Annotated in this window: 20 protein-coding genes, 1 riboswitch and 1 other annotated feature; of the genes, 11 read left to right on the top strand and 9 right to left on the bottom strand. The window is 38.3% G+C overall.

Features of this window, described 5'->3' with window-relative positions; all coding sequences use genetic code 11:
* Positions 1 to 46 precede the first annotated feature (46 nt).
* Together H5S41_RS09070 and H5S41_RS09065 are read left to right on the top strand one after the other, a co-directional pair.
* On the top strand, positions 47 to 409 hold the full coding sequence (locus tag H5S41_RS09070) for a HesB/YadR/YfhF family protein (RefSeq protein ID WP_182603053.1): 363 nt from the start codon (positions 47 to 49) through the stop codon (positions 407 to 409).
* 100 nt (positions 410 to 509) lie between these two features.
* Positions 510 to 1,184 carry a type 1 glutamine amidotransferase gene (locus tag H5S41_RS09065; RefSeq protein ID WP_182603052.1) on the top strand — a complete coding sequence of 225 codons (675 nt, stop codon included), beginning with the start codon at positions 510 to 512 and terminating at the stop codon, positions 1,182 to 1,184.
* A 145-nt stretch (positions 1,185 to 1,329) separates the two neighbouring features.
* Here the strand turns inward: H5S41_RS09065 and H5S41_RS09060 are convergent, their stop codons facing one another.
* Entirely contained in the window at positions 1,330 to 1,971 is a 642-nt protein-coding gene (locus tag H5S41_RS09060; RefSeq protein WP_182603051.1) for an FMN-dependent NADH-azoreductase, read from the bottom strand.
* A gap of 78 nt (positions 1,972 to 2,049) precedes the next feature.
* Here H5S41_RS09060 and H5S41_RS09055 point away from each other — a divergent pair, with 78 nt between their 5' ends.
* The gene (locus H5S41_RS09055) at positions 2,050 to 2,970 is read left to right on the top strand and encodes a helix-turn-helix transcriptional regulator (protein WP_182603050.1); all 921 of its coding nucleotides are present in this window, start codon (positions 2,050 to 2,052) and stop codon (positions 2,968 to 2,970) included.
* A gap of 150 nt (positions 2,971 to 3,120) precedes the next feature.
* Here the strand turns inward: H5S41_RS09055 and asnS are convergent, their stop codons facing one another.
* The 6 genes from asnS to H5S41_RS09025 form a co-directional block, all read right to left on the bottom strand.
* On the bottom strand, positions 3,121 to 4,419 hold the full coding sequence (gene asnS, locus H5S41_RS09050; protein WP_182603049.1) for an asparagine--tRNA ligase: 1,299 nt from the start codon (positions 4,417 to 4,419) through the stop codon (positions 3,121 to 3,123).
* 19 nt (positions 4,420 to 4,438) lie between these two features.
* The gene (gene asnA, locus H5S41_RS09045; RefSeq protein ID WP_182603048.1) at positions 4,439 to 5,449 is read right to left on the bottom strand and encodes an aspartate--ammonia ligase; all 1,011 of its coding nucleotides are present in this window, start codon (positions 5,447 to 5,449) and stop codon (positions 4,439 to 4,441) included.
* A gap of 63 nt (positions 5,450 to 5,512) precedes the next feature.
* Positions 5,513 to 5,767 (bottom strand) — a binding site (T-box leader).
* Positions 5,768 to 5,822: 55 nt separating this feature from the next.
* Positions 5,823 to 6,224 carry a GNAT family N-acetyltransferase gene (locus tag H5S41_RS09040; RefSeq protein ID WP_182603047.1) on the bottom strand — a complete coding sequence of 134 codons (402 nt, stop codon included), beginning with the start codon at positions 6,222 to 6,224 and terminating at the stop codon, positions 5,823 to 5,825.
* Between the two features lie 4 nt (positions 6,225 to 6,228).
* Complete coding sequence (locus H5S41_RS09035) at positions 6,229 to 6,786, bottom strand: folate family ECF transporter S component (RefSeq protein ID WP_182603203.1); 558 nt, start codon at positions 6,784 to 6,786, stop codon at positions 6,229 to 6,231.
* 55 nt (positions 6,787 to 6,841) lie between these two features.
* A riboswitch (THF riboswitch) is annotated at positions 6,842 to 6,937 on the bottom strand.
* Between the two features lie 117 nt (positions 6,938 to 7,054).
* Positions 7,055 to 9,592, bottom strand: coding sequence for a M1 family metallopeptidase (locus H5S41_RS09030; RefSeq protein WP_182603046.1), 2,538 nt, complete (start codon positions 9,590 to 9,592; stop codon positions 7,055 to 7,057).
* Between the two features lie 149 nt (positions 9,593 to 9,741).
* Positions 9,742 to 10,383 (bottom strand): NAD(P)H-binding protein, encoded by a 642-nt coding sequence (locus H5S41_RS09025; RefSeq protein ID WP_182603045.1) that lies wholly within the window; start codon positions 10,381 to 10,383, stop codon positions 9,742 to 9,744.
* A 218-nt stretch (positions 10,384 to 10,601) separates the two neighbouring features.
* Here H5S41_RS09025 and H5S41_RS09020 point away from each other — a divergent pair, with 218 nt between their 5' ends.
* The 3 genes from H5S41_RS09020 (at position 10,602) to H5S41_RS09010 (ending at position 14,586) form a co-directional block, all read left to right on the top strand.
* Positions 10,602 to 11,924, top strand: a complete 1,323-nt coding sequence (locus H5S41_RS09020) for a C1 family peptidase (protein ID WP_182603044.1) — start codon at positions 10,602 to 10,604, stop codon at positions 11,922 to 11,924.
* Between the two features lie 155 nt (positions 11,925 to 12,079).
* A complete protein-coding gene (locus H5S41_RS09015) occupies positions 12,080 to 13,261 on the top strand; it encodes an MFS transporter (protein ID WP_182603043.1) in 1,182 nt (393 codons plus the stop codon).
* Positions 13,262 to 13,272: 11 nt separating this feature from the next.
* On the top strand, positions 13,273 to 14,586 hold the full coding sequence (locus H5S41_RS09010) for a hypothetical protein (protein WP_182603042.1): 1,314 nt from the start codon (positions 13,273 to 13,275) through the stop codon (positions 14,584 to 14,586).
* A gap of 9 nt (positions 14,587 to 14,595) precedes the next feature.
* Here H5S41_RS09010 and H5S41_RS09005 read toward each other — a convergent pair whose 3' ends face one another.
* Together H5S41_RS09005 and H5S41_RS09000 are read right to left on the bottom strand one after the other, a co-directional pair.
* Complete coding sequence (locus tag H5S41_RS09005) at positions 14,596 to 15,033, bottom strand: winged helix-turn-helix transcriptional regulator (RefSeq protein WP_182603041.1); 438 nt, start codon at positions 15,031 to 15,033, stop codon at positions 14,596 to 14,598.
* A 65-nt stretch (positions 15,034 to 15,098) separates the two neighbouring features.
* Entirely contained in the window at positions 15,099 to 15,701 is a 603-nt protein-coding gene (locus H5S41_RS09000) for a nitroreductase family protein (RefSeq protein WP_182603040.1), read from the bottom strand.
* A gap of 103 nt (positions 15,702 to 15,804) precedes the next feature.
* Here H5S41_RS09000 and H5S41_RS08995 point away from each other — a divergent pair, with 103 nt between their 5' ends.
* From H5S41_RS08995 to H5S41_RS08975, 5 genes are all read left to right on the top strand, one after another.
* Positions 15,805 to 16,116: a winged helix-turn-helix transcriptional regulator gene (locus tag H5S41_RS08995; protein ID WP_182603202.1), complete on the top strand. Its 312-nt coding sequence runs from the start codon at positions 15,805 to 15,807 to the stop codon at positions 16,114 to 16,116.
* 128 nt (positions 16,117 to 16,244) lie between these two features.
* Positions 16,245 to 16,901, top strand: coding sequence for an NAD(P)H-binding protein (locus H5S41_RS08990; protein WP_182598510.1), 657 nt, complete (start codon positions 16,245 to 16,247; stop codon positions 16,899 to 16,901).
* Positions 16,902 to 17,075: 174 nt separating this feature from the next.
* Entirely contained in the window at positions 17,076 to 17,516 is a 441-nt protein-coding gene (locus tag H5S41_RS08985) for a GNAT family N-acetyltransferase (RefSeq protein ID WP_182603039.1), read from the top strand.
* A gap of 123 nt (positions 17,517 to 17,639) precedes the next feature.
* Entirely contained in the window at positions 17,640 to 17,858 is a 219-nt protein-coding gene (locus tag H5S41_RS08980) for a cytochrome b5-like heme/steroid binding domain-containing protein (protein WP_182603038.1), read from the top strand.
* A gap of 18 nt (positions 17,859 to 17,876) precedes the next feature.
* A complete protein-coding gene (locus H5S41_RS08975; protein WP_182598513.1) occupies positions 17,877 to 18,122 on the top strand; it encodes a cytochrome b5 domain-containing protein in 246 nt (81 codons plus the stop codon).
* Positions 18,123 to 18,214: the final 92 nt, after the last annotated feature.

The following is an 18,214-nucleotide window of genomic DNA, read 5'->3' as shown; positions in this document are numbered from 1 at the left end:
TTGTATCTTATTATTAGTAAGTGTTCTTGAGAGGAGAGCGATTAAAATGCAACTGATTATTACAGATAATGCTAGTCAGTGGTTTAAGAAGAACTTGAATCTGACAAGTGGCAGTGGGATAAAGCTTTACGGCAAAACAGTTCAGCCGCATAATGTTAAGCATAGTCCCAAGCAGGGCTATGCTGTTGAAGATAACTTAGATAATGCGACAGTTGTAACTGAGAAAGACGGAATTAACTATCATATTAATTTTGATGATGGGTGGTTCTTTTCTGGAATGATCGTGACGGTTGATTACATCGAAAACGATGCCCAGCCAACGTTCAATTTTAAGTGGGAGCATAATGGAAAGGCTGACGTTGATGCTTCTACTGGTGCATCCAGCAAATATGAGGAATACTGGGAATAAATACATTGTTAACACTTCTTTATAATGGTATAACAATAATATCTTAGGTACTTGCAGGCGATACCTAGCCCAACATTGCCGTCGACGGAAAGGATATTCGATGAGAATCAATGTTTTGCAACATACACCTAATGAAGGACCCGGAACAATTCAGCAATGGTCACAGGATCATGGTCATGAGATGTATATTTATCATCCATATCAGTTTGGTAACCTTCCGACAGCTACCGAGACCGATATGTTGATTATTCTTGGCGGGCCAATGAGTCCTAATGATGACTTGTCATGGATTAAGCAAGAGCGAGTATTGATTCAGCAATTGTTAGATGCACATAAACCTATTTTTGGAGCATGTTATGGGGCACAGCAGATTGCAAAAACGTTAGGGTATGCGATTAAAAAAGCACCCCACAAGGAAGTTGGATGGGCACCGGTATACCTAAAGACTAATCTTATCTCTGCCATTCCTGAAAAGTTAACTGCTTTACATTGGCACGAAGAGATGTTTGAAGTTCCAGACCAAGCAGACCTGTTATTTAGCAGTGATTTGGTTAAAAACCAAGGATTTATTATGAATGGTAACGTAATTGGCCTCCAATTCCACTTTGAGCCAGGTCCAGACAATGTTCGCGAGATTGCAGTTAACGATGATCAATACCCATTGGACCATAATGACTTGCATCAAACGGGTGCTGAGATTATTGCGCATGGTGTTCCTGCTGAAAATAAGCGAGTTATGTACCAATTGTTGGATTTTATGGTGAAGAATAGCTAGTAATTGAATATATTTTTTCTAAGGAAAGCGGAACTGCTTTATGTTATAAAGCCCTCTGAGTGTATAGATGAAATAGCAAAGTCATCTGATACCCAGGGGGCTTTTTTCAAGAAAGAAAAAGACTAAGTATAAGGGGGTTATTAGTCTAACTATAAAATTCCGCCATCTTTTTATTGAGGTTTGCAAAACTTTCCTTAAGAGAATGTTCATTCCAGTAACTCGTTGAAGTTCCCTGTGCTCGTACTAGCTCAAAAGAATTAAATCCCATAATGTTAGTAAATATTTCTTTTAGGTATTGTACGGAAAAATCAAGATTAGTATAACGGTCATTTTGAGTATAGATGGATCCGCTGGCTTGTAACACAATGAGTTTACGATCATCAGTTAGTAATGGTACGGAACCATTGTGGACATAGCGGAATGCTTTACCAGCAATCATAACATTGTCGAGATAGTCCTTTAGTCGTGAGGGAATATTGAAATTATGGACAGGAAGCGTGATTACAACCCGGTGGTGACTTAAAAATTGAGATAGTAGTTTTTGGTGTGTTTGCTGGGTCGAAATAATCTGTGCATTTTTAGTATCTTCTGTATTCCATGCTGTAAACAATCCCTTATCGGTACAATCGAGTCGTGGAATCTCTTGTTGATATAAATTAAAAATAGTAATTTCGTTATTTGGATATTTTTCTTGAACACCTTTTATAAAGTGTTGTTGTAGTTGCAGTGAATAGTGGTCACCAATATTAGTGAAATCTGGATGAGCATTAATAATTAGTGTTTTCATTATAAAACCTCTTTTCTTATTTCATAATTATTATAAAATTTAAAGGTGACAAAAAATGACACCGATAAGAGGAAAATAATGAAAAAAGCAGAACGATTAGTGCAAGAGATAAGTTACTTAGATAATCATCATTATTTTAATTTAAAAGATTTAATGCATGAGTTTGGGATCTCAAAGCGAACAGCCCTACGTGATTTACTAGCATTAGAAGAAGTAGGGCTAGCAATATATAGTGAGCCGGGAAAGTATGGCGGGTACCATTTACTAAATAAGGAGCCGCTTATCCCAATTAACTTTACAAGCAGCGAAATTTCGGCAATCTTTTTTGCTATCGATGCCCTTCGTCTTCTTACAAGTAATCCATTTCAGCAATCATATCCCCGAATTGCAAAGCGGCTATTAAATTCGTTGCCTGGTAAGCAAAGGAAGGTAGTTAATCGGATAGAACAAGCTGTTGACTATTATCGGATTCCCCCTGTTCATCATAATGACCTGTTGCATCAGTTGTTAGAGGCAATCTTAGATTTTAAATTAGTTCGGTTTCGAGCAAAACAAGCTGACAAAATAATACAAGAAGCGCAATTGCGGAGGTTACTATATCGTAGCGGAAATTGGTTTGTTGAAGGAATTGATGTAAAGACTAACAAGTTTTTTCGTTACCGGTGTGATTTATTAGTGCAGTATGAGAAACTACCCAAAGATGCACCATATACTTTCGACGAGTTTGACCATCGCGTTCGTCAAGAACAGAAGAATAAGCAAAAGGTGAATTTTGAATGTGAACTAACCATGGCGGGATGTGAGCGCTTTTTGAAAAATCACTATCCGGGGATGGAATTGAAAGGTCATAGGTTAATCGGAACTTATATTCATGAAGATTATCAGTATTTGTTGACATATTTATTATCATACGGTAGTGAAATCAAAGTTCTTGCACCTGCACAACTGCGGCGTGATTACGTTCAACGACTCCGTGAGATTATAAGTTGGTATGATTAATTATCATATTTAAGTTTTTTTGCCATTGAAATACTCTTTTCAAGAAAGAAAAAAGAGCTGAGAAAAAATCTCAACTCTTTAGTCCTCTCGCTAGTAAATGAAGAGGGCTGATATTTTAAAATAATATTTATCGTGGTAATTTTTAACCTTTTATGGATTCAACCGGTTAAGCATCCGTGGGAACGGAATGTTTTCCCGAATGTGATCTTGAAGGGTAATCCAAGCAAGGAATCGTTCAAGGCCCATTCCAAATCCGGAGTGAGGAACTGAACCGTACTTCCGTAAGTCATCATACCAGCCATAGTTTTCTTTGCTTAAACCATTTTCTTCTAGCTTGCTAGTGATGTATTCGTAGTCATATGCACGTTCGGAACCACCGATGATTTCACCATAGCCTTCTGGTGCTAACAAGTCGGCACAGATAACTTGACGAGCGTCATCTGGGTCTTGTGGCATGTAGAATGCTTTGATTTCTTTTGGATAATTCTTGATGAAGACTGGCTTCTTGAATTGGTCGGCAAGGTAGGTTTCTTCTGGTGAACCGAAATCAGCGCCGTATTCAACGTCAAAGCCGCCTTCCTTAAGCATTTCAATCGCTTTTTTGTAGGTGATCCGTGGGTAAGGAAGTTCAGTAAACGGCTTCAGACTTTCAACGCTTCGGCCAACCATTTCTAACTCGGTTGCGCAGTGGTCAATTAAGTCTTGAATTAGGTAGGCGATGTATTGTTCTTGAATTTCTTCGCTTTCATCCTCATGCATCCAAGCCATTTCTGGTTCAATCATCCAGAATTCCATTAAGTGACGACGGGTCTTAGATTTTTCAGCCCGGAAAGTTGGACCCATTGAGTAAACACGACCAAGTGCCATTGCTCCAGCTTCTTCATATAGCTGACCAGATTGCGAAAGGTAAGCTGACCGATCGAAGTAATCTGTTTCAAATAATTCAGTAGTACCTTCTGGAGCACTACCGGTTAATTCGGGAGCATCAAATTGGGTGAAACCATGCTTGTCAAAGAATTCCATTGTTGCAAGCTTAACGCGGCTGCGGATCCGCATTAGTGCCCATGGCTTGCGTGAACGTAACCATAAGTGACGATTGTCAAGTAAGAAGTCAATACCGTGTTCCTTGTTACCAATTGGGTATTCTTCACTTTCACCCACAATCTCAAAGTCTTTGATATGGATTTCATAACCAAACTTTGAACGCTTGTCTTCAGCGATTTCACCAGTTACCCAAAAACTAGTTTCTTGGTGAAGATCATGTTTTGCAGAATCAAATTTTTCTTCTGAAACATCATTTTTGCGGATAATTCCTTGGAAAAAGCCGGTTCCATCTCGTAATTGTAAGAATGCAATCTTACCGCTTGAACGCTTATCAGTTAACCAAACACCAATTTTAACAGTTTCCCCAACGTGTTGAGGAGCTTGACTAATTGTAATAGTTTCCACTTCTATACTCTCCCTTAAATTATAAAATCTGAATGTGTGCTGCTTCACACTTCTTAATCATATCTTCTGGCCAGATACTTGCTTGTACTTCTCCAACGTGGGCCTTACCGAGTAGGAGCATGCAGAGGCGTGATTGACCAATTCCTCCACCAATTGTATATGGTAATTCGCCATTGAGCAACATTTTATGGAAAGGTAATTTTTCACGATCAGTTGCACCAGCCTGTTCGAGCTGATACTTCATTGATTCAGGACTAACTCGGATTCCCATACTGGAGATTTCAATCCGCCGTTGTAACGGTTCATACCAGAAAATAATATCACCGTTTAAACTCCAGTCATCATAATCTGGTGCCCGGCCATCGTGAGGCTTACCGCTGCGCTTTAGCTTATCACCAATCTTCATTACAAAGACTGCGCCAAGTTCTTTAGCGATTCGATCTTCACGTTCCATTGGGGTTAGGTCTGGCCAGCGGTCTTCAAGTTCTTGGGTGGTTACAAAGTGAATTTCATCAGGCAGGTGGTATACGGCTTGTGGAAACTTATACCAAACCTCATGTTCCATATGCTTAATCACCTTGAAGATCGTTCGAACAGTATCTTTTAATGTTTCTTCCGTCCGTTCTTCTTTAGCAATAACTTTTTCCCAGTCCCATTGGTCGACATAAATTGAGTGGAAGTTATCGAGGTCTTCTTCTTTACGAATAGCGTTCATGTTGGTGTAAAGACCTTCGTGCATTCCAAAACCATACCGTTTAAGAGCAAGCCGTTTCCACTTAGCTAATGAATGGACAACTTCGACTGTTTCTCCAGACATGTCCTTCATTTCAAAAGACACCGGTTGTTCGACGCCGTTTAAGTTATCGTTTAGTCCAGTGCTTTTTTCAACGAACATCGGCGCTGACATCCGTTGAAGGTTTAATTCTTTACCAAATTCATCTTGGAATGTTTCACGAATGTATCGAATAGCTGCTTCTGTTTCTCGAATTGAAAGTCGTGGATCGTAATCCGCTGGAATAGTTAAGTCCATAATAGACAACTCCTTAAATATTAGATTTAGGAATGAATTAAAAAAGCCTTTCGTTCCCTAAAACTAAGGGACGAAAGGCTTTTTTCCGCGGTACCACCCAAATTGTCTAGAAATATCTAGACCTCCTCAAGAACACGCTATAATGCTCTGCTGGTAAGGTAACGGTCCAGATCCGGCCAAGCCTACTTTAAGTAAACTCATTTGGGTTGGCAGCACTCGCGAAAGTGTTATTCACTAGCGTAGGGTCGACCGATTTCTCACTATCATCGGTTCACTGAACGAATACAACTAGTTACTCTTCTTTCTCATCGCTTTTTTATTTTGTTAATTGTATTTTAACCTAATTCTTTTAAAATGCAATACTTTGTTTAAATTATTTTATCTTAGACCATGTCATTTCAGCTTCAATATCGCTATGCTTGGTAATATTAAAGCCATTGTGACAGTAAAAATTAATTGCTGCCTGGTTTTTCATATACACATTTAAGGTTAAAACATGGTGCTTTTCTTTAGCAATATTAAGTAGCGTGGTTCCGATATGCTGCGATCGATAATGCTTAGCGACAAATAGTCCCGCAATATAACTTCCTTGGAGACCAATAAAACCATTAACTTGATCAAGATTGTCGACAAAACAATAAACTTCTGCTTGCAGAATCGCATTTCTAACAGCGGAAGCATTTTGATACCAGTATTTGGAGTCGATAAAAGGATGAGCCTCTAAATTAGCTGTTAGCCAAACAGTCATAATATTATCGATGTCAGTCGGTTTCATTTTTCTAATCATGATTCTTTGTAATTAAATTCATTCGTGATATTTGACGTAGAATGACTAAAACGATCAGTGATTCAATCGGCCAAGTAATAAGTTCTTTCGGAAGACGGATAAATAATAATGCCATAAAAGTATGGTTGCTACTACTAGAACTTAGACTCATTAGATAGAGCCAGAGAGTTGTTCCAATCACGTTTGTAAGCAGAATTTGGAAAAATTCATATACCAATACTCGCTGCCAACTAATTCGTTGCTGGTATAAAAACATTCCGGCGATTATTCCAGAAATGAAGGCCGATAAAGTAAAACCAGGGAAAAATAAGCTGCCTGAACTAAGAATAGTATTACTAATTATATCCGCAACGATCATTGCCCAGGCGCTGATCCATGGGCCGAGACAGTACCCGAGAAGGGCAGTTGCAACAAAGCCGAAACTAAATTTTAATACTGACGGATCACCGATTGAGAGTTTTTCCAATATAACCTGTAAAGCAATCAACATCGCTGCTAAGGTTAGGTTTTTAGTTGTAAACCGTGGTCCGGTAAAAGATAACGTAGACATCATCAATCCACTCCCTTATAAAAAATTTGTCAGGGAACACATTGACGTTTCCGTTTATGGTGAATGCGGAAAACCAAAGCAGCGCGAAAGCTTCCTTCCAACGTTCACATTCCGTTCCGCTGGACAATGACTCTGGGATTCCTACCCCAACAATTGAAGTATACGATAAATACGGATATTAAACAATAAAAATGATGATGAGAGTGAAATAAAAAGAACTATAACAAATAATTCCACAGTTATAGTTCTTTTTTTGCTGATATATTATTTAGCTTAAGCTTTTGGCAATCATTTCGTTTACAGCATCTTGCTCTTTTTCAATTAGCGCAACCTTACTTTCGATTACTTTGATATCCATTTTAATTTCGCGGGTTAAGCCTGGTGTATCGATTTTTGGCTCAAAGAAATCCTTGAATTCTTTTAATCGTTCAGAAGTATGGAAAATACCAGCGGTTACAGTAATAAACGTTGCAAATTCCATATCGCCGCCAACTGTATCGTTTAACCATTGCCATTCGTCACGAAGCCAGTTCCAAGCAGCTTGTTGTCCAGCATTGTTAACTAAGAGACCCCGATACCATGCACGGAGATCTTGTGGTTTGACAACATTAGCATCTTCAAAGTAACTAACAACCTTACTAATAAGCGCAGGGTCAGTTGTACTTGGGATTGCCATTCGTAAGTCTTGCTTATAACTAGCATCAGCGGTTTGCTGGTAGGCAGTAACTAATTTCTTAAAGAGTGATTCACTGCCATAGTTTTGAACCTCATTCTTTAAAATAAAGCCACGTATATCTGCCGAAAGACTTTCAAGCTTATCTTGATAATCAGTAAAAATCTGGTGTGCTTTGGCAACTGAATCAGTATTGTGGGCATATAGTGAAGCACTAATTACATATGGCCGTGTTAATTGATCATCATTGCTTTCACCATCCTGTGGCATCCACCCGAGCCGAGCAACTTGATCTTTACTTAAGAAGTCAAAGAATTGGCGCAGTTCTTGTTCTGCAGGTGACCCCGGTGCCGCAAACATTTTTAAGTTATTCGCGATTTGATAAAGTTCTGCATTAACAATTGATGACTTACTATCCTTAAACTTAGTCATCAATGGGATTAATGAAGCATAGGATACTTGTTGTCCTTGAGCAAGTAAACGTAGATCTTGTAAAAGCTGCCGTTGTGAAATTGGATCTAATTCATCGGTATGGTCAAGGATATCAGTCAATAATGTGTCATCATATTTCACAATAAAGTGCGAGTTGTTGCCGACATTTAGGCGGAACGGATGACCGTTACTTTCTCGCAATGACTGGTAATTACCAAGATTAATGGAGTTATCAGCCATAATTTGTGGAGCAGCGTCATAGTTGCTATTAAGCGGAATTTGCCATTGACGGCCAACATCTTTACCATCACCAATAAAGAATTGTTTCTGTGATAGTACTAAGTCACCGTTTTGATCGATTTGTGCGGTTACCACGGGATAGCCTGGTTGTTCGAGCCACGAATTCATAATCTTGCCAATGTTAAGTTTTGATGCATCACCGAGAGCCTTCCATAAGTCAGCACCGGTTGCATTATCGTATTTGTGAGCGGCAAAGTAATTCTTAAGACCTTCACGCAACGCTTTGTCGCCTAAAAGGGCGCGGACCATTACTAACATCCGTGATCCCTTTGCGTAAACAATAGCACCATCGAACAAGGCATCAATTTCAGCTGGGTTATTAACGTTGACGTGAACTGATTGAACGCCGTCAGTAGCATCCCGCTGTAATGCCATTGGAGCTTCTGAAGTTTGGAAAAGTTCCCAAATATGCCAGTCGGGTTGGAGGGCATCAACAGCAACGTATTCCATCATATTGGCAAAACTTTCATTAAGCCATAAATCGTCCCACCATTTCATTGTGACGAGATCACCAAACCATTGGTGGGCTAGTTCGTGTGTGATAACCGTTGCGACTAATTGTTTCATTTCAAGAGAAGTGTTATCTGGATCGAGCAGCAAATAAGCTTCACGATATGTTACTAATCCCCAGTTTTCCATTGCACCAGCAGAAAAGTCTGGTAAGGCCAGCTGCCATGAATGAGGAAGGGGGTATGGTGTTTGGTAAAAGTCTTCATAAAAATCAATTGCCCGTTTAGCGATATCTAACGCAAAGTCAAGTTCCTTTGGTTGGTGAGCCTTAGTAGCAAAGACACCGACTTTAACACCGCTCTTTGTTGTGGTCATTTTACTTTGCAGCTCACCAAAAGCAAATGCAACAAGGTAGGTGGACATTCGGACAGTTGGCTCAAAGTAGTGGACACCATCTTCAACGTGATCTTCTGGCATATTGGCAATGATGGTTTCACCAGGATGTTCATCGAATTTAATTGCTAAACTAAAAGTGGCTTTTGCTTCTGGTTCATCAACACAAGGAAATGCTTGCCGTGCAAAAGTCGTTTCAAACTGTGTCCCAATGATCTGCTTTTTCTCGCCGTTAACTTCGTAATATGATGGATAGATTCCCATCATTGAATCGGTCAGCTTGGTATTATAAGTAACCGTAAAAGTTACCTTGCCAGTTTGAGGAAGGGTAATCCAAACCGCTTCAGCATCATTATCAACACTAAAGTTTAATTCTTGACCATTAGATTGAATACTGGTAACCTGCAAATTCTTTTGGTTAATTGCAATCTTAGGAGTACTTGCATTACCAGTAATTGTCGTCTTACCATTAATTGTTTTTTCTGCACGACTAACATCAATAAAGACATCATAATGATCTGGTTGAAAAGTATTATAAAAACGTTCGAGTTCTGCCATACGTAAGGTCCCCTTCTTAATATGTTTTTAATGTTTATTATACGGCTGATTAGAAAAATTAGCTAAACTATTAGCTGACTTTGAGATAGAAAAAAGTTGTAGACTAATCTTACGTTATTCTAGACTAGCCGACAACCTGTAAAATGAATTTAAATTTTAGCTAATGCTTCTTCAATAGGCGTATTACCGCTCCGCATCATGATTACATGGCCGATTGTATTGTCATGTTGTAAAATATCTGCTAAAGTTTGTGCAACATCTGGAATCGGGTTAGTGGTAGCAGATCCCTCACCAACCTGAATTTTACCTGTCCCAGGCTCTTCGACTAAGCTTGCTGGTTGAAGGATGGTGTAATCTAAATCAGTGTTAGAAACAAGGTAATTATCAGCAAAGAACTTAGCTACATTGTAGTCCATGATACCTGCTAATGATGGAACCTTTGACCACATTTCAGGCTGTAGAGCATAGAGGGAACTCAGCATAATGTAACGTTTAATACCATTTTTTTCAGCGGCTTGCATTGTTTTAACCGCGCCCATGGCATCTGTTTGGAGCAGATCCTTACCGCGTGATCCAGCAACAAAGTAAACTGTATCTACGCCCTTCATTAATTCAGCAATTTTTTCAACGCTATCATGTAAATTTAATTCAATAGCTGTAACATGATTTAGTTTAATCACTTTTTCTGGATGACGAGCACCGGCAGTAACTTCATTGCCAGTGGCGACCAAATCTTTGATTAAATCAGTAGCAACACGACCTGAACCGCCGACAACAAATACTTTTTTCATAAAATCGACCTCCTAAATAAAATTTTAACGCAATTGATACAATTTATAAGTAAAGATGACTTACTAACATAATTATAGCTTACTTTTTATAAGTACGAAAGGAATAGCAATTATAAAAAGCAAGGAAGAGGCCGTTAGTTCAATAATTTTATATAAAGTGCGGTATCATTAATAGTGTATGAGTCATTTAACAATTTTATACAAAGAAGGGATTTATTGTGACTGAAGAACATGATTTAACGTCAAAAATGGTTGAAAAATTAAAGAAAGAATTCCATTCCCGTAAGGATGCAGAAATTATTGCCCGGGCAATACAAAAGAATGGAATCAAGGCATCAAGTGAAGATCCAGCATCAAGTGAACGCCTTCATCGGGCATTTTCCTATGAAATTAAGACTGGTAAGCCAACAAATCAACGGCATAGTGGACGTTGCTGGTCATTTGCGGCCTTAAATACACTTCGCCATAAATTTGCAACAAAATATAAGTTTAAGGACTTTGAATTATCACAAAATTACTTGTTTTTCTGGGATCGAATTGAACGGGCAAATATGTTCTTCCAAAAGATTATTGCAACAGCAGATAAGCCCTTGCATGATCGCACCGTTGATTTCTACTTTAGTTTTGCATTAAATGATGGCGGACAATGGGCTAATGCAGCTTCCATTATTGAAAAATATGGGGTCGTCCCTGAATATGTAATGCCGGATACCCATAATACCAAGGATACCTCGGATGTTGCAGAAGTATTTGACAGTTTGATGCGTAAAGATGCGCTTGAATTACGGACGATGGTTCAAACAAATGCAAGTGAAAAGGAATTACAAGAAGCACAAGAGCGAATGATGGGTGACGTTTATAAGATTGCAGCTTACTCGTTTGGTGAACCGCCTGCAAAGTTTGACCTTGAATACCGTGATGATGATAAAAAGTTTCATCAAGTTCTTGGCTTGACACCATTGAAGTTCTATCATGAATATTTTGACACGAACTTAAATGATTATATTGTAGTTACTAATGCTCCTGATCATGAAATGGATCGTAGTTACTTAATGCCGGCCCAAGATAGTGTTGTTGACGGATTGCCAATTAAATTTGTCAATGTTCCTTTTGAAGAATTACAAGAAGGGGCTATTAAGCAATTGAAGGCTGGCGAAACTGTTTGGGTTGGTAATGATGTTCTCCAACAAATGGATCGTAAGCGGGGATTGATGGATGCTAAGCTATATCACCGTGAAGAACTGCTTGATGTTGATTTTGTAATGGATAAAAAGCATCGTCTAGAAACTAAACAGGGTGTTGTTTCACATGCAATGACATTAACTGGCTTCGATATGGTGAATGACCAACCAACACGGTGGAAGATCGAAAATAGTTGGGGCAAAGATAACGGTGATAATGGTTACTTTGTTATGACGCAAGACTGGTTTGAGGAATATACTTATGAGGCAGTTATTAATAAAAAGTACCTCAGTGATCGGGTGAAGAAAGTAGCTGCAAGCAAACCAGATATTTTACCAGCATGGGATTCATTACAGTAATAAAATAGAATGTTATGAGAATATTGAGAAACAGGAAATAAAAACCTGTTTCTTTTTTTGTTAATTTCCCGGGAAATTATGGATATACCGAAAATGGTTGTATGATAGAAAATAAAAGTTAAACAGCAATAATTGCAGAGAAAGCTGGAGAATTGATGGCAAAAAAAGAGAGAATTTTTTCAAAAGATGTTCGGCTAGTAATGGCGGCTTCATTCTTTTTTATGTTTAGTAATATGTATTGCAACCCGTTAATTAATGGGTATGCTCAAGACTTAGGCGCATCTAGCGCTTTTGCAGGGATTATTGTCGGTATGATGAGTATTGTAGCGATGTTCTTGCGGCCGATCGCTGGTAACTTAACTGATCACTTTTCAAAATACCGTTTATCCTTTATTGGGGGTACGTTATGTTTTCTAGGCGTATTAGGCTATGTAATAACTCCTAATAGCGGCCTTTTATTACTGTTTCGGCTAGTTAATGGGCTGGGATATGTGCTATGTACCGTTTGTATGACAACGTGGTTAGCCTACTTGGTTCCAATTAAGCATGTAGGTGAAGCGATGAGCTTTTATGGCTTGATGAACGCCTTAGCGATGGCATGTGCGCCGGCTGTTTCAATTAATTTATATAAGGTGGTTGGCTATCGGACAGCAATTATTGTTTCTGCCATTTCAGCACTAATGGTGGTAATAACGGTTCAATTTGTTGGTAATCGTGCTAACCCAGTTATTAAACAGCCAGTAGATAAAAAGAAAAAATTGCATATTAAAATTATTCAGCGTGATGCAGTTCCTGTAGCGTTGATCGTGGCATTATTTGCTATTCCTTATTTTGCAACGCAAGCAGATATTGTTGAATATGCCGAGCAGCGACATTTATCAATTGCTGTTGGTGCCTACTTCTTGATTTATGCAGTAGTCCTTTTACTAAGTCGGTTGTTCTTACGGAATCAGTTTGACACGGTTCGTTTTCAGCCTTGGCTAGTTTTAAGTACGGTTGCAACCATCTTTTACTTAATTATGCTAACTGTCATGAAGACTAATATTGAAATGGGACTAGCAGCTGCGGGGATGGCATTTGGCTATGGAATTATTTACTCTGTTTGTCAATCTACAGCAATGATGTTAGCGCCGGATACTGAGCGTGGATTAGCAAGTTCGACATTTTTCCTTGGACTCGATATTGGAATGACATTAGGTCCGATTATCGGTGGAATTATTGATAGCACCTTACCGGTTAAATATTTCTATCCGGTAATGTTATTCATTATTCCGCTAATTATTATTATATTCTTAGTAAATCGGAAGAAATTAAATGACGCAATTGATCATCATTAAGAGCGATGAAAATGAAAAGATTAGAAAAATTCACGGGTGTTTGTAGCTTATTATTAAATTTAATGCCCTTTATAGTGTACATTTCACTTACTAAAGGACAATCTGATATTTTTGTAGGTGCGTTACCATTTGCTATTTTTTATGCTTTTCGTCATACAATTTTATTATTCTGTCGTGACCTAGAGTATGATTATCAGCGTCTGGCTTGGATTGGCCTCTATAGTGGAGTTATTGGCTACTTATTAGGGATATTTGGTGGATTTCAGCCTATTTTGTGGGATTTATCTGGAGTTGGGGCTGGAATTGCTTCTCAATTATTTCCAACTGCAATCAATCAGCAGGGACGCTTAAGAAAACAAGGACTGCTTCCTCCAAAGAAGCGGCTTAAACCAATATTTCAGCTGGTGATCGTTTTAGTTGCTGTGGGAATAGTAGCTGAAATAAAGACTCCTGCTATTAGTTTTGCTTTAATGCTCATTATTACTATCTGTGCGATGGCATCTATTTGGGACACCCCACGCGCAGTCCAACCCTGGCCCGTTCAATTACGCTGGGCTAATTACTTACTTGCATTAGTGTTACTTGGGGCAATGCTGCTGTTGCGCTTAGGAAGAAGCTTAGGAATTGGCCAACCTCTTGAATGGGGAAGCGCGCTGTTGTTGATTTTCCTTATTACAATGATTCTTGTGTTGATCTTAAACCGTCGTCAATTACTTCACTATCCGAATCATTTACGACTGCGAATAATGTTATATGGTGTCTGCGGTCAATATTGGACCTTATATAGCACCGTTTTTATTGGCGCTTTGTATGGAACAAAAATGTATTCATGGACGATCATTGCTTATTTATTCGCATTTGTATTTGGTGGGGTACTCGTGAAGCAAACTCACCACTTGTTTCATTTTGAAAATTATCAAATTAATTTAGTGATGCTTACAATAGGTATTCTTTTAACATTCTGGTTGCCGACATATTTTATTGGCATATTTATTATTCGTAGCTTCGCAGGTGCCGAACGTAAAATAGCAATTAATGATTACGAAAAAGCAACTCATAATTATAATATTTCATTAATTGTCAATTATTACTATGCATCAATTGCAGGGATAGTATCACAGTTAGTAATGTGGGGGAGCTTATTTATCTTTGCCGGCACAGCAGGAATGAACAAGATTTTTGGTGCCCTTTCACTAGGTAAAACCAATATTCAGAGTTTCCCAATCGTCACGAATACCCATGTCATTCTGGCGGGATATATGATTTTGTTCGTTATGTGGTTAGCATTTAAACTAAATAGTTCAAAAAAGCAAGGACTCAGATAGAAGTATCTCTCAGTCCTTGCTTTTTACAATTTCTTGTTTCCAATGATTAAGGTGTTTTTTAGTGATAACGCACAAACCATCATCACCGCTTTGCTTCATTTCGTCGGTACACATAATTTTAGCATCGCCGGTTATTCTTGCCCGATTTTCACCCCAGTAGTTAAGGTAGCGGAGGGCGGCATAAAGATTTTCACCCTCAGCAGTTAGGCGATATTCGACATGGGGAGGAATAGTATTAAAACTTTTGCGGACAACGAGACCAGCATCTGTCATTTCCCGAAGTTGGTCACCTAATACCTTATACGAGGTACCTAATTGCTTAACAAGCTCACTAGTTCGGCGGGGGTGACCAGCTAAAAGATAGAGAATAACTGATTTCCATTTGCCGCCAATAATTGATAGAGCATAATCGGCGCCTGTATTATACATTTTCGGGTGTTGTTCCATCGAAATACCTCCTTTAGCGTCTCTACTTAATTATATAACGTTATTGGAGGTGAAGAAAAACAAGATCACTTAATTAATTTAAACATTTCTTCGTCATTAAGATGTGTTTTTTCTCCAGCTGCAGCTTCAATCGACCCAAATGGCATTTCAGCACGTAATTGCCAATTGGCGGGGATATTAAATGTTTGATGGATAGCATCATCGATTAATGGGTTATAATGTTGAAGACTAGCACCAATCCCATTTTCAGCGAGAGCGGTCCAAACAGCTTGTTGTGCTCCCCCGAGTCCTTGTTCAGCCCAGTTAGCAAAATTATCAGCATATGATGGGTAATCATTTTCTAATTGGTGCACAATTGCAGTGTCTGTAAAATAGAGGATGGTTCCGTAACCAGCCCGAAAGGCAGCAATTTTTTCCTTGGTTTTTGCAAAAGCATTAGGACCCTTAACAATCTTATGCAGGGTATCTTCAACGATGTCCCATACTTTGTCAGATGATTGACCAAATAAAACGACTGCGCGGACTGTTTGACTGTTGAATGCGGTTGGTGAACTTTTAATTGTTTCTTTTACTAAATCAAAAATCTCTTCTGGTGCTTGTGAAAGGTTATTACCAAGAGCATAGATTGAACGTCGCTTTGCCGTAAAAAGATTAAATTGTGAATTCATAAAAATCACTCCTATATATTCGCTTTTATTTACTTACTAATAGTAACCTAAAGATAAAAAGATGCAAGAAGTGAATTTTATTTCACCAGTGAAAGGGGTAAAAATGATAAGAAAAGATTGTCCCATCGAAAATACGCTTAAGCTAATAAATGGAAAGTGGAAAAGCGTAATCATATATCAAATTAGTACGCATGGACCATGTCATTTTTCAGAGCTACAGAAGTTGATTCCTAACTGTTCAAAACGACTGCTGGCACTTCAATTAAAAGATTTAGAAAAGGCGGGGATTATTCAGAAACAAGTGTACTCAGAAGTTCCGCTTAAGACTGAATATACTCTAACAGAGGTAGGAGAAAGTTTGATTCCGATAATTAAGTCAATTAATCAGTGGGGCAAAAAATACACAAAAAATTAAAAATCCCTGATCACATGGCTATCAATAATATCTTACCTGAATGTAACTACCTTACTTAAAAGTACTTACTTTTAATCAATGAAGAAAACAGTATACTAAAAGTAGAATTTATGAGGAGGTTATAAGTTATGGCAAAAGAAGTTTTAATTCTTGGTGCAACTGGAAAAATTGCTGGATATGCGATTGATGCATTATTAGCTAATGGTGATGATAAATTATTACTATTTACTCGCCACCCACAAAATATAGATGTTGTCGATGATAGTCGTGAAACAATCATTAAGGGGGATGTTTTAAACATCGGTGATCTTGAACCGGCAATTGAACGTGCAGATATTGTTTACGCTAATTTACGTAACCCTGAAATTACCCAACAAGCGAAAAATATTGTTAGCTTGATGGAAAAGTACGCTGTTAAGCCGTTAATCTGGATCTCATCAATCGGTATTTACGATGAAGTGCCTGGCAAATTTGGTGAATGGAATAATGAAATGCTGGGTGGCGGTCAAAAAGATAGCTACTTGGGAACCTACCGAAGTGCAGCTGATGTCATCGAGAATTCTGCCCTTGATTACACGATTATCCGCCCAGCTTGGCTAACAGATAAAGATGAAGTTGATTATGAAACAACTGAAAAGGGAGAAGCATTCAAAGGAACCGAGGTCTCACGCAAATCTATTGGTAATTTTGTAGCGAAAATTATTGATAACCCCGCGCCGTATGCACGTAAAAACTTTGGGGTAAATAAACCAGGTACTGATGGTGATAAACCAGCTTGGTACTAATTTGCTATTTGAGAGGTTTTTATATCAGTGGTATACTAAACTCGAATATTTATAAGAACTCGCCTTTAGTCCCCGGATTATAGGCAATAAGAGTACTGACCATCTTCTACTAGGGCCTGTCATAATGACATGAAGAAGTTGGTTAGTACTCTTTTATTTTCAGGAGGTTTTGGTATGAATGTAGAAATAAAAAAATTAAGTGAAATGTCAGCTGTAGAATGGTGCAAATTAGCAGAGGAACGGGTAAAAGTATTCGTTGTTGAACAAGAATGTCCTTATCAAGAAATTGATGAGCAAGATTACTTGGCATATCATTTAATGCTGAAGAATGACCAGGGTGCATTAGTGGGCTATACACGGATTATGGATAAAGATGAACGCCATGCAACATTTGGCCGAGTGTTAGTATTAAAACAATTTCGCGGACATAATTATGGACGGCAGCTAGTTCAAGCAACAATTGACGAAGCAAAACGTCTTTTTCCAGATAAAATGATTCAGATCCAAGCGCAAGCATATCTTAAAGATTTCTATGCTTCGTTCGGCTTTAAGCCAGTTTCCGCTATATATCTTGAGGACAATATTCCGCATTTAGACATGGTATTAAGTTTCTAGATTTAACTATAATTTAATCGTTATTTTGATGCTTATTATTTAACTATTTGAGTGCTTTTAGGTTTATTTATTAAATAGTAGTGTTATATTTAAATTGGTAATAATCTTTAGGAGGAACTGTTGATGGCTACAAAAGAATTTTCGCGTGTGGAATTAGCAAAATATAATGGTGATAACGGTAAGCCTCATTATATGGCAATCGGTGGAGTTGTATATGATATTACTGATGCACCGAAAAAAGGGATTAGTACCAAGGAATTAATGGAGCTGGTGTTTGATCGTTCAGCTGACAAAGAAAAATTGTTAGCTGAATTGCCGGTAGTTGGGAAGTTGGCTGATTAGGTAAAGGAGTGTTTTACAATGACGCAAAAGACATTTACTTTAGACGAACTACACAAGTTTAATGGCAAAGACGGTAATCCGGCATATGTAGCTGTCAGCGGGACAGTATATGATGTGACTAATGTTGCTGCATGGAAGGGTGGAGAACACCATGGGCACCAAGCAGGAAACGATTTGACGGATGCTTTATATAAAGACTCGCCGCATAAGGATCGTGTTCTCGCTAACTTGCCTAAGGTCGGCGTTTTAGCAGGCGAAAATTAAGATAAGAAGATATAAAGTTAACAATAAGGGGACTAAGAGAAAATAATAATTCTCTTAATCCCCTTTGATGATTTAAAAGCTTATATAACTTT

It is taken from the genome of Limosilactobacillus albertensis (assembly GCF_014145555.1).
Classification (GTDB): Bacteria; Bacillota; Bacilli; order Lactobacillales; family Lactobacillaceae; genus Limosilactobacillus; species Limosilactobacillus albertensis.
This window is presented reverse-complemented; position numbering and strand designations above follow the sequence as displayed.

What these genes read in the sequence shown, in the direction of transcription:
- asnA (WP_182603048.1), bottom strand. Translation starts at nt 5,449, where the DNA reads ATGGACTTAACTATTCCAGCGGATTACGATCCACGACTTTCAATTCGA.
- H5S41_RS09000 (WP_182603040.1), bottom strand. Translation starts at nt 15,701, where the DNA reads ATGAATTCACAATTTAATCTTTTTACGGCAAAGCGACGTTCAATCTAT.
- H5S41_RS09055 (WP_182603050.1), top strand. Translation starts at nt 2,050, where the DNA reads ATGAAAAAAGCAGAACGATTAGTGCAAGAGATAAGTTACTTAGATAAT.
- H5S41_RS09030 (WP_182603046.1), bottom strand. Translation starts at nt 9,592, where the DNA reads ATGGCAGAACTCGAACGTTTTTATAATACTTTTCAACCAGATCATTAT.
- H5S41_RS08995 (WP_182603202.1), top strand. Translation starts at nt 15,805, where the DNA reads ATGATAAGAAAAGATTGTCCCATCGAAAATACGCTTAAGCTAATAAAT.
- H5S41_RS09015 (WP_182603043.1), top strand. Translation starts at nt 12,080, where the DNA reads ATGGCAAAAAAAGAGAGAATTTTTTCAAAAGATGTTCGGCTAGTAATG.
- H5S41_RS08975 (WP_182598513.1), top strand. Translation starts at nt 17,877, where the DNA reads ATGACGCAAAAGACATTTACTTTAGACGAACTACACAAGTTTAATGGC.
- H5S41_RS09070 (WP_182603053.1), top strand. Translation starts at nt 47, where the DNA reads ATGCAACTGATTATTACAGATAATGCTAGTCAGTGGTTTAAGAAGAAC.
- H5S41_RS08980 (WP_182603038.1), top strand. Translation starts at nt 17,640, where the DNA reads ATGGCTACAAAAGAATTTTCGCGTGTGGAATTAGCAAAATATAATGGT.
- H5S41_RS09005 (WP_182603041.1), bottom strand. Translation starts at nt 15,033, where the DNA reads ATGGAACAACACCCGAAAATGTATAATACAGGCGCCGATTATGCTCTA.
- H5S41_RS09060 (WP_182603051.1), bottom strand. Translation starts at nt 1,971, where the DNA reads ATGAAAACACTAATTATTAATGCTCATCCAGATTTCACTAATATTGGT.
- H5S41_RS09035 (WP_182603203.1), bottom strand. Translation starts at nt 6,786, where the DNA reads ATGTCTACGTTATCTTTTACCGGACCACGGTTTACAACTAAAAACCTA.
- H5S41_RS09025 (WP_182603045.1), bottom strand. Translation starts at nt 10,383, where the DNA reads ATGAAAAAAGTATTTGTTGTCGGCGGTTCAGGTCGTGTTGCTACTGAT.
- H5S41_RS08990 (WP_182598510.1), top strand. Translation starts at nt 16,245, where the DNA reads ATGGCAAAAGAAGTTTTAATTCTTGGTGCAACTGGAAAAATTGCTGGA.
- H5S41_RS09065 (WP_182603052.1), top strand. Translation starts at nt 510, where the DNA reads ATGAGAATCAATGTTTTGCAACATACACCTAATGAAGGACCCGGAACA.
- H5S41_RS08985 (WP_182603039.1), top strand. Translation starts at nt 17,076, where the DNA reads ATGAATGTAGAAATAAAAAAATTAAGTGAAATGTCAGCTGTAGAATGG.
- H5S41_RS09040 (WP_182603047.1), bottom strand. Translation starts at nt 6,224, where the DNA reads ATGAAACCGACTGACATCGATAATATTATGACTGTTTGGCTAACAGCT.
- H5S41_RS09010 (WP_182603042.1), top strand. Translation starts at nt 13,273, where the DNA reads ATGAAAAGATTAGAAAAATTCACGGGTGTTTGTAGCTTATTATTAAAT.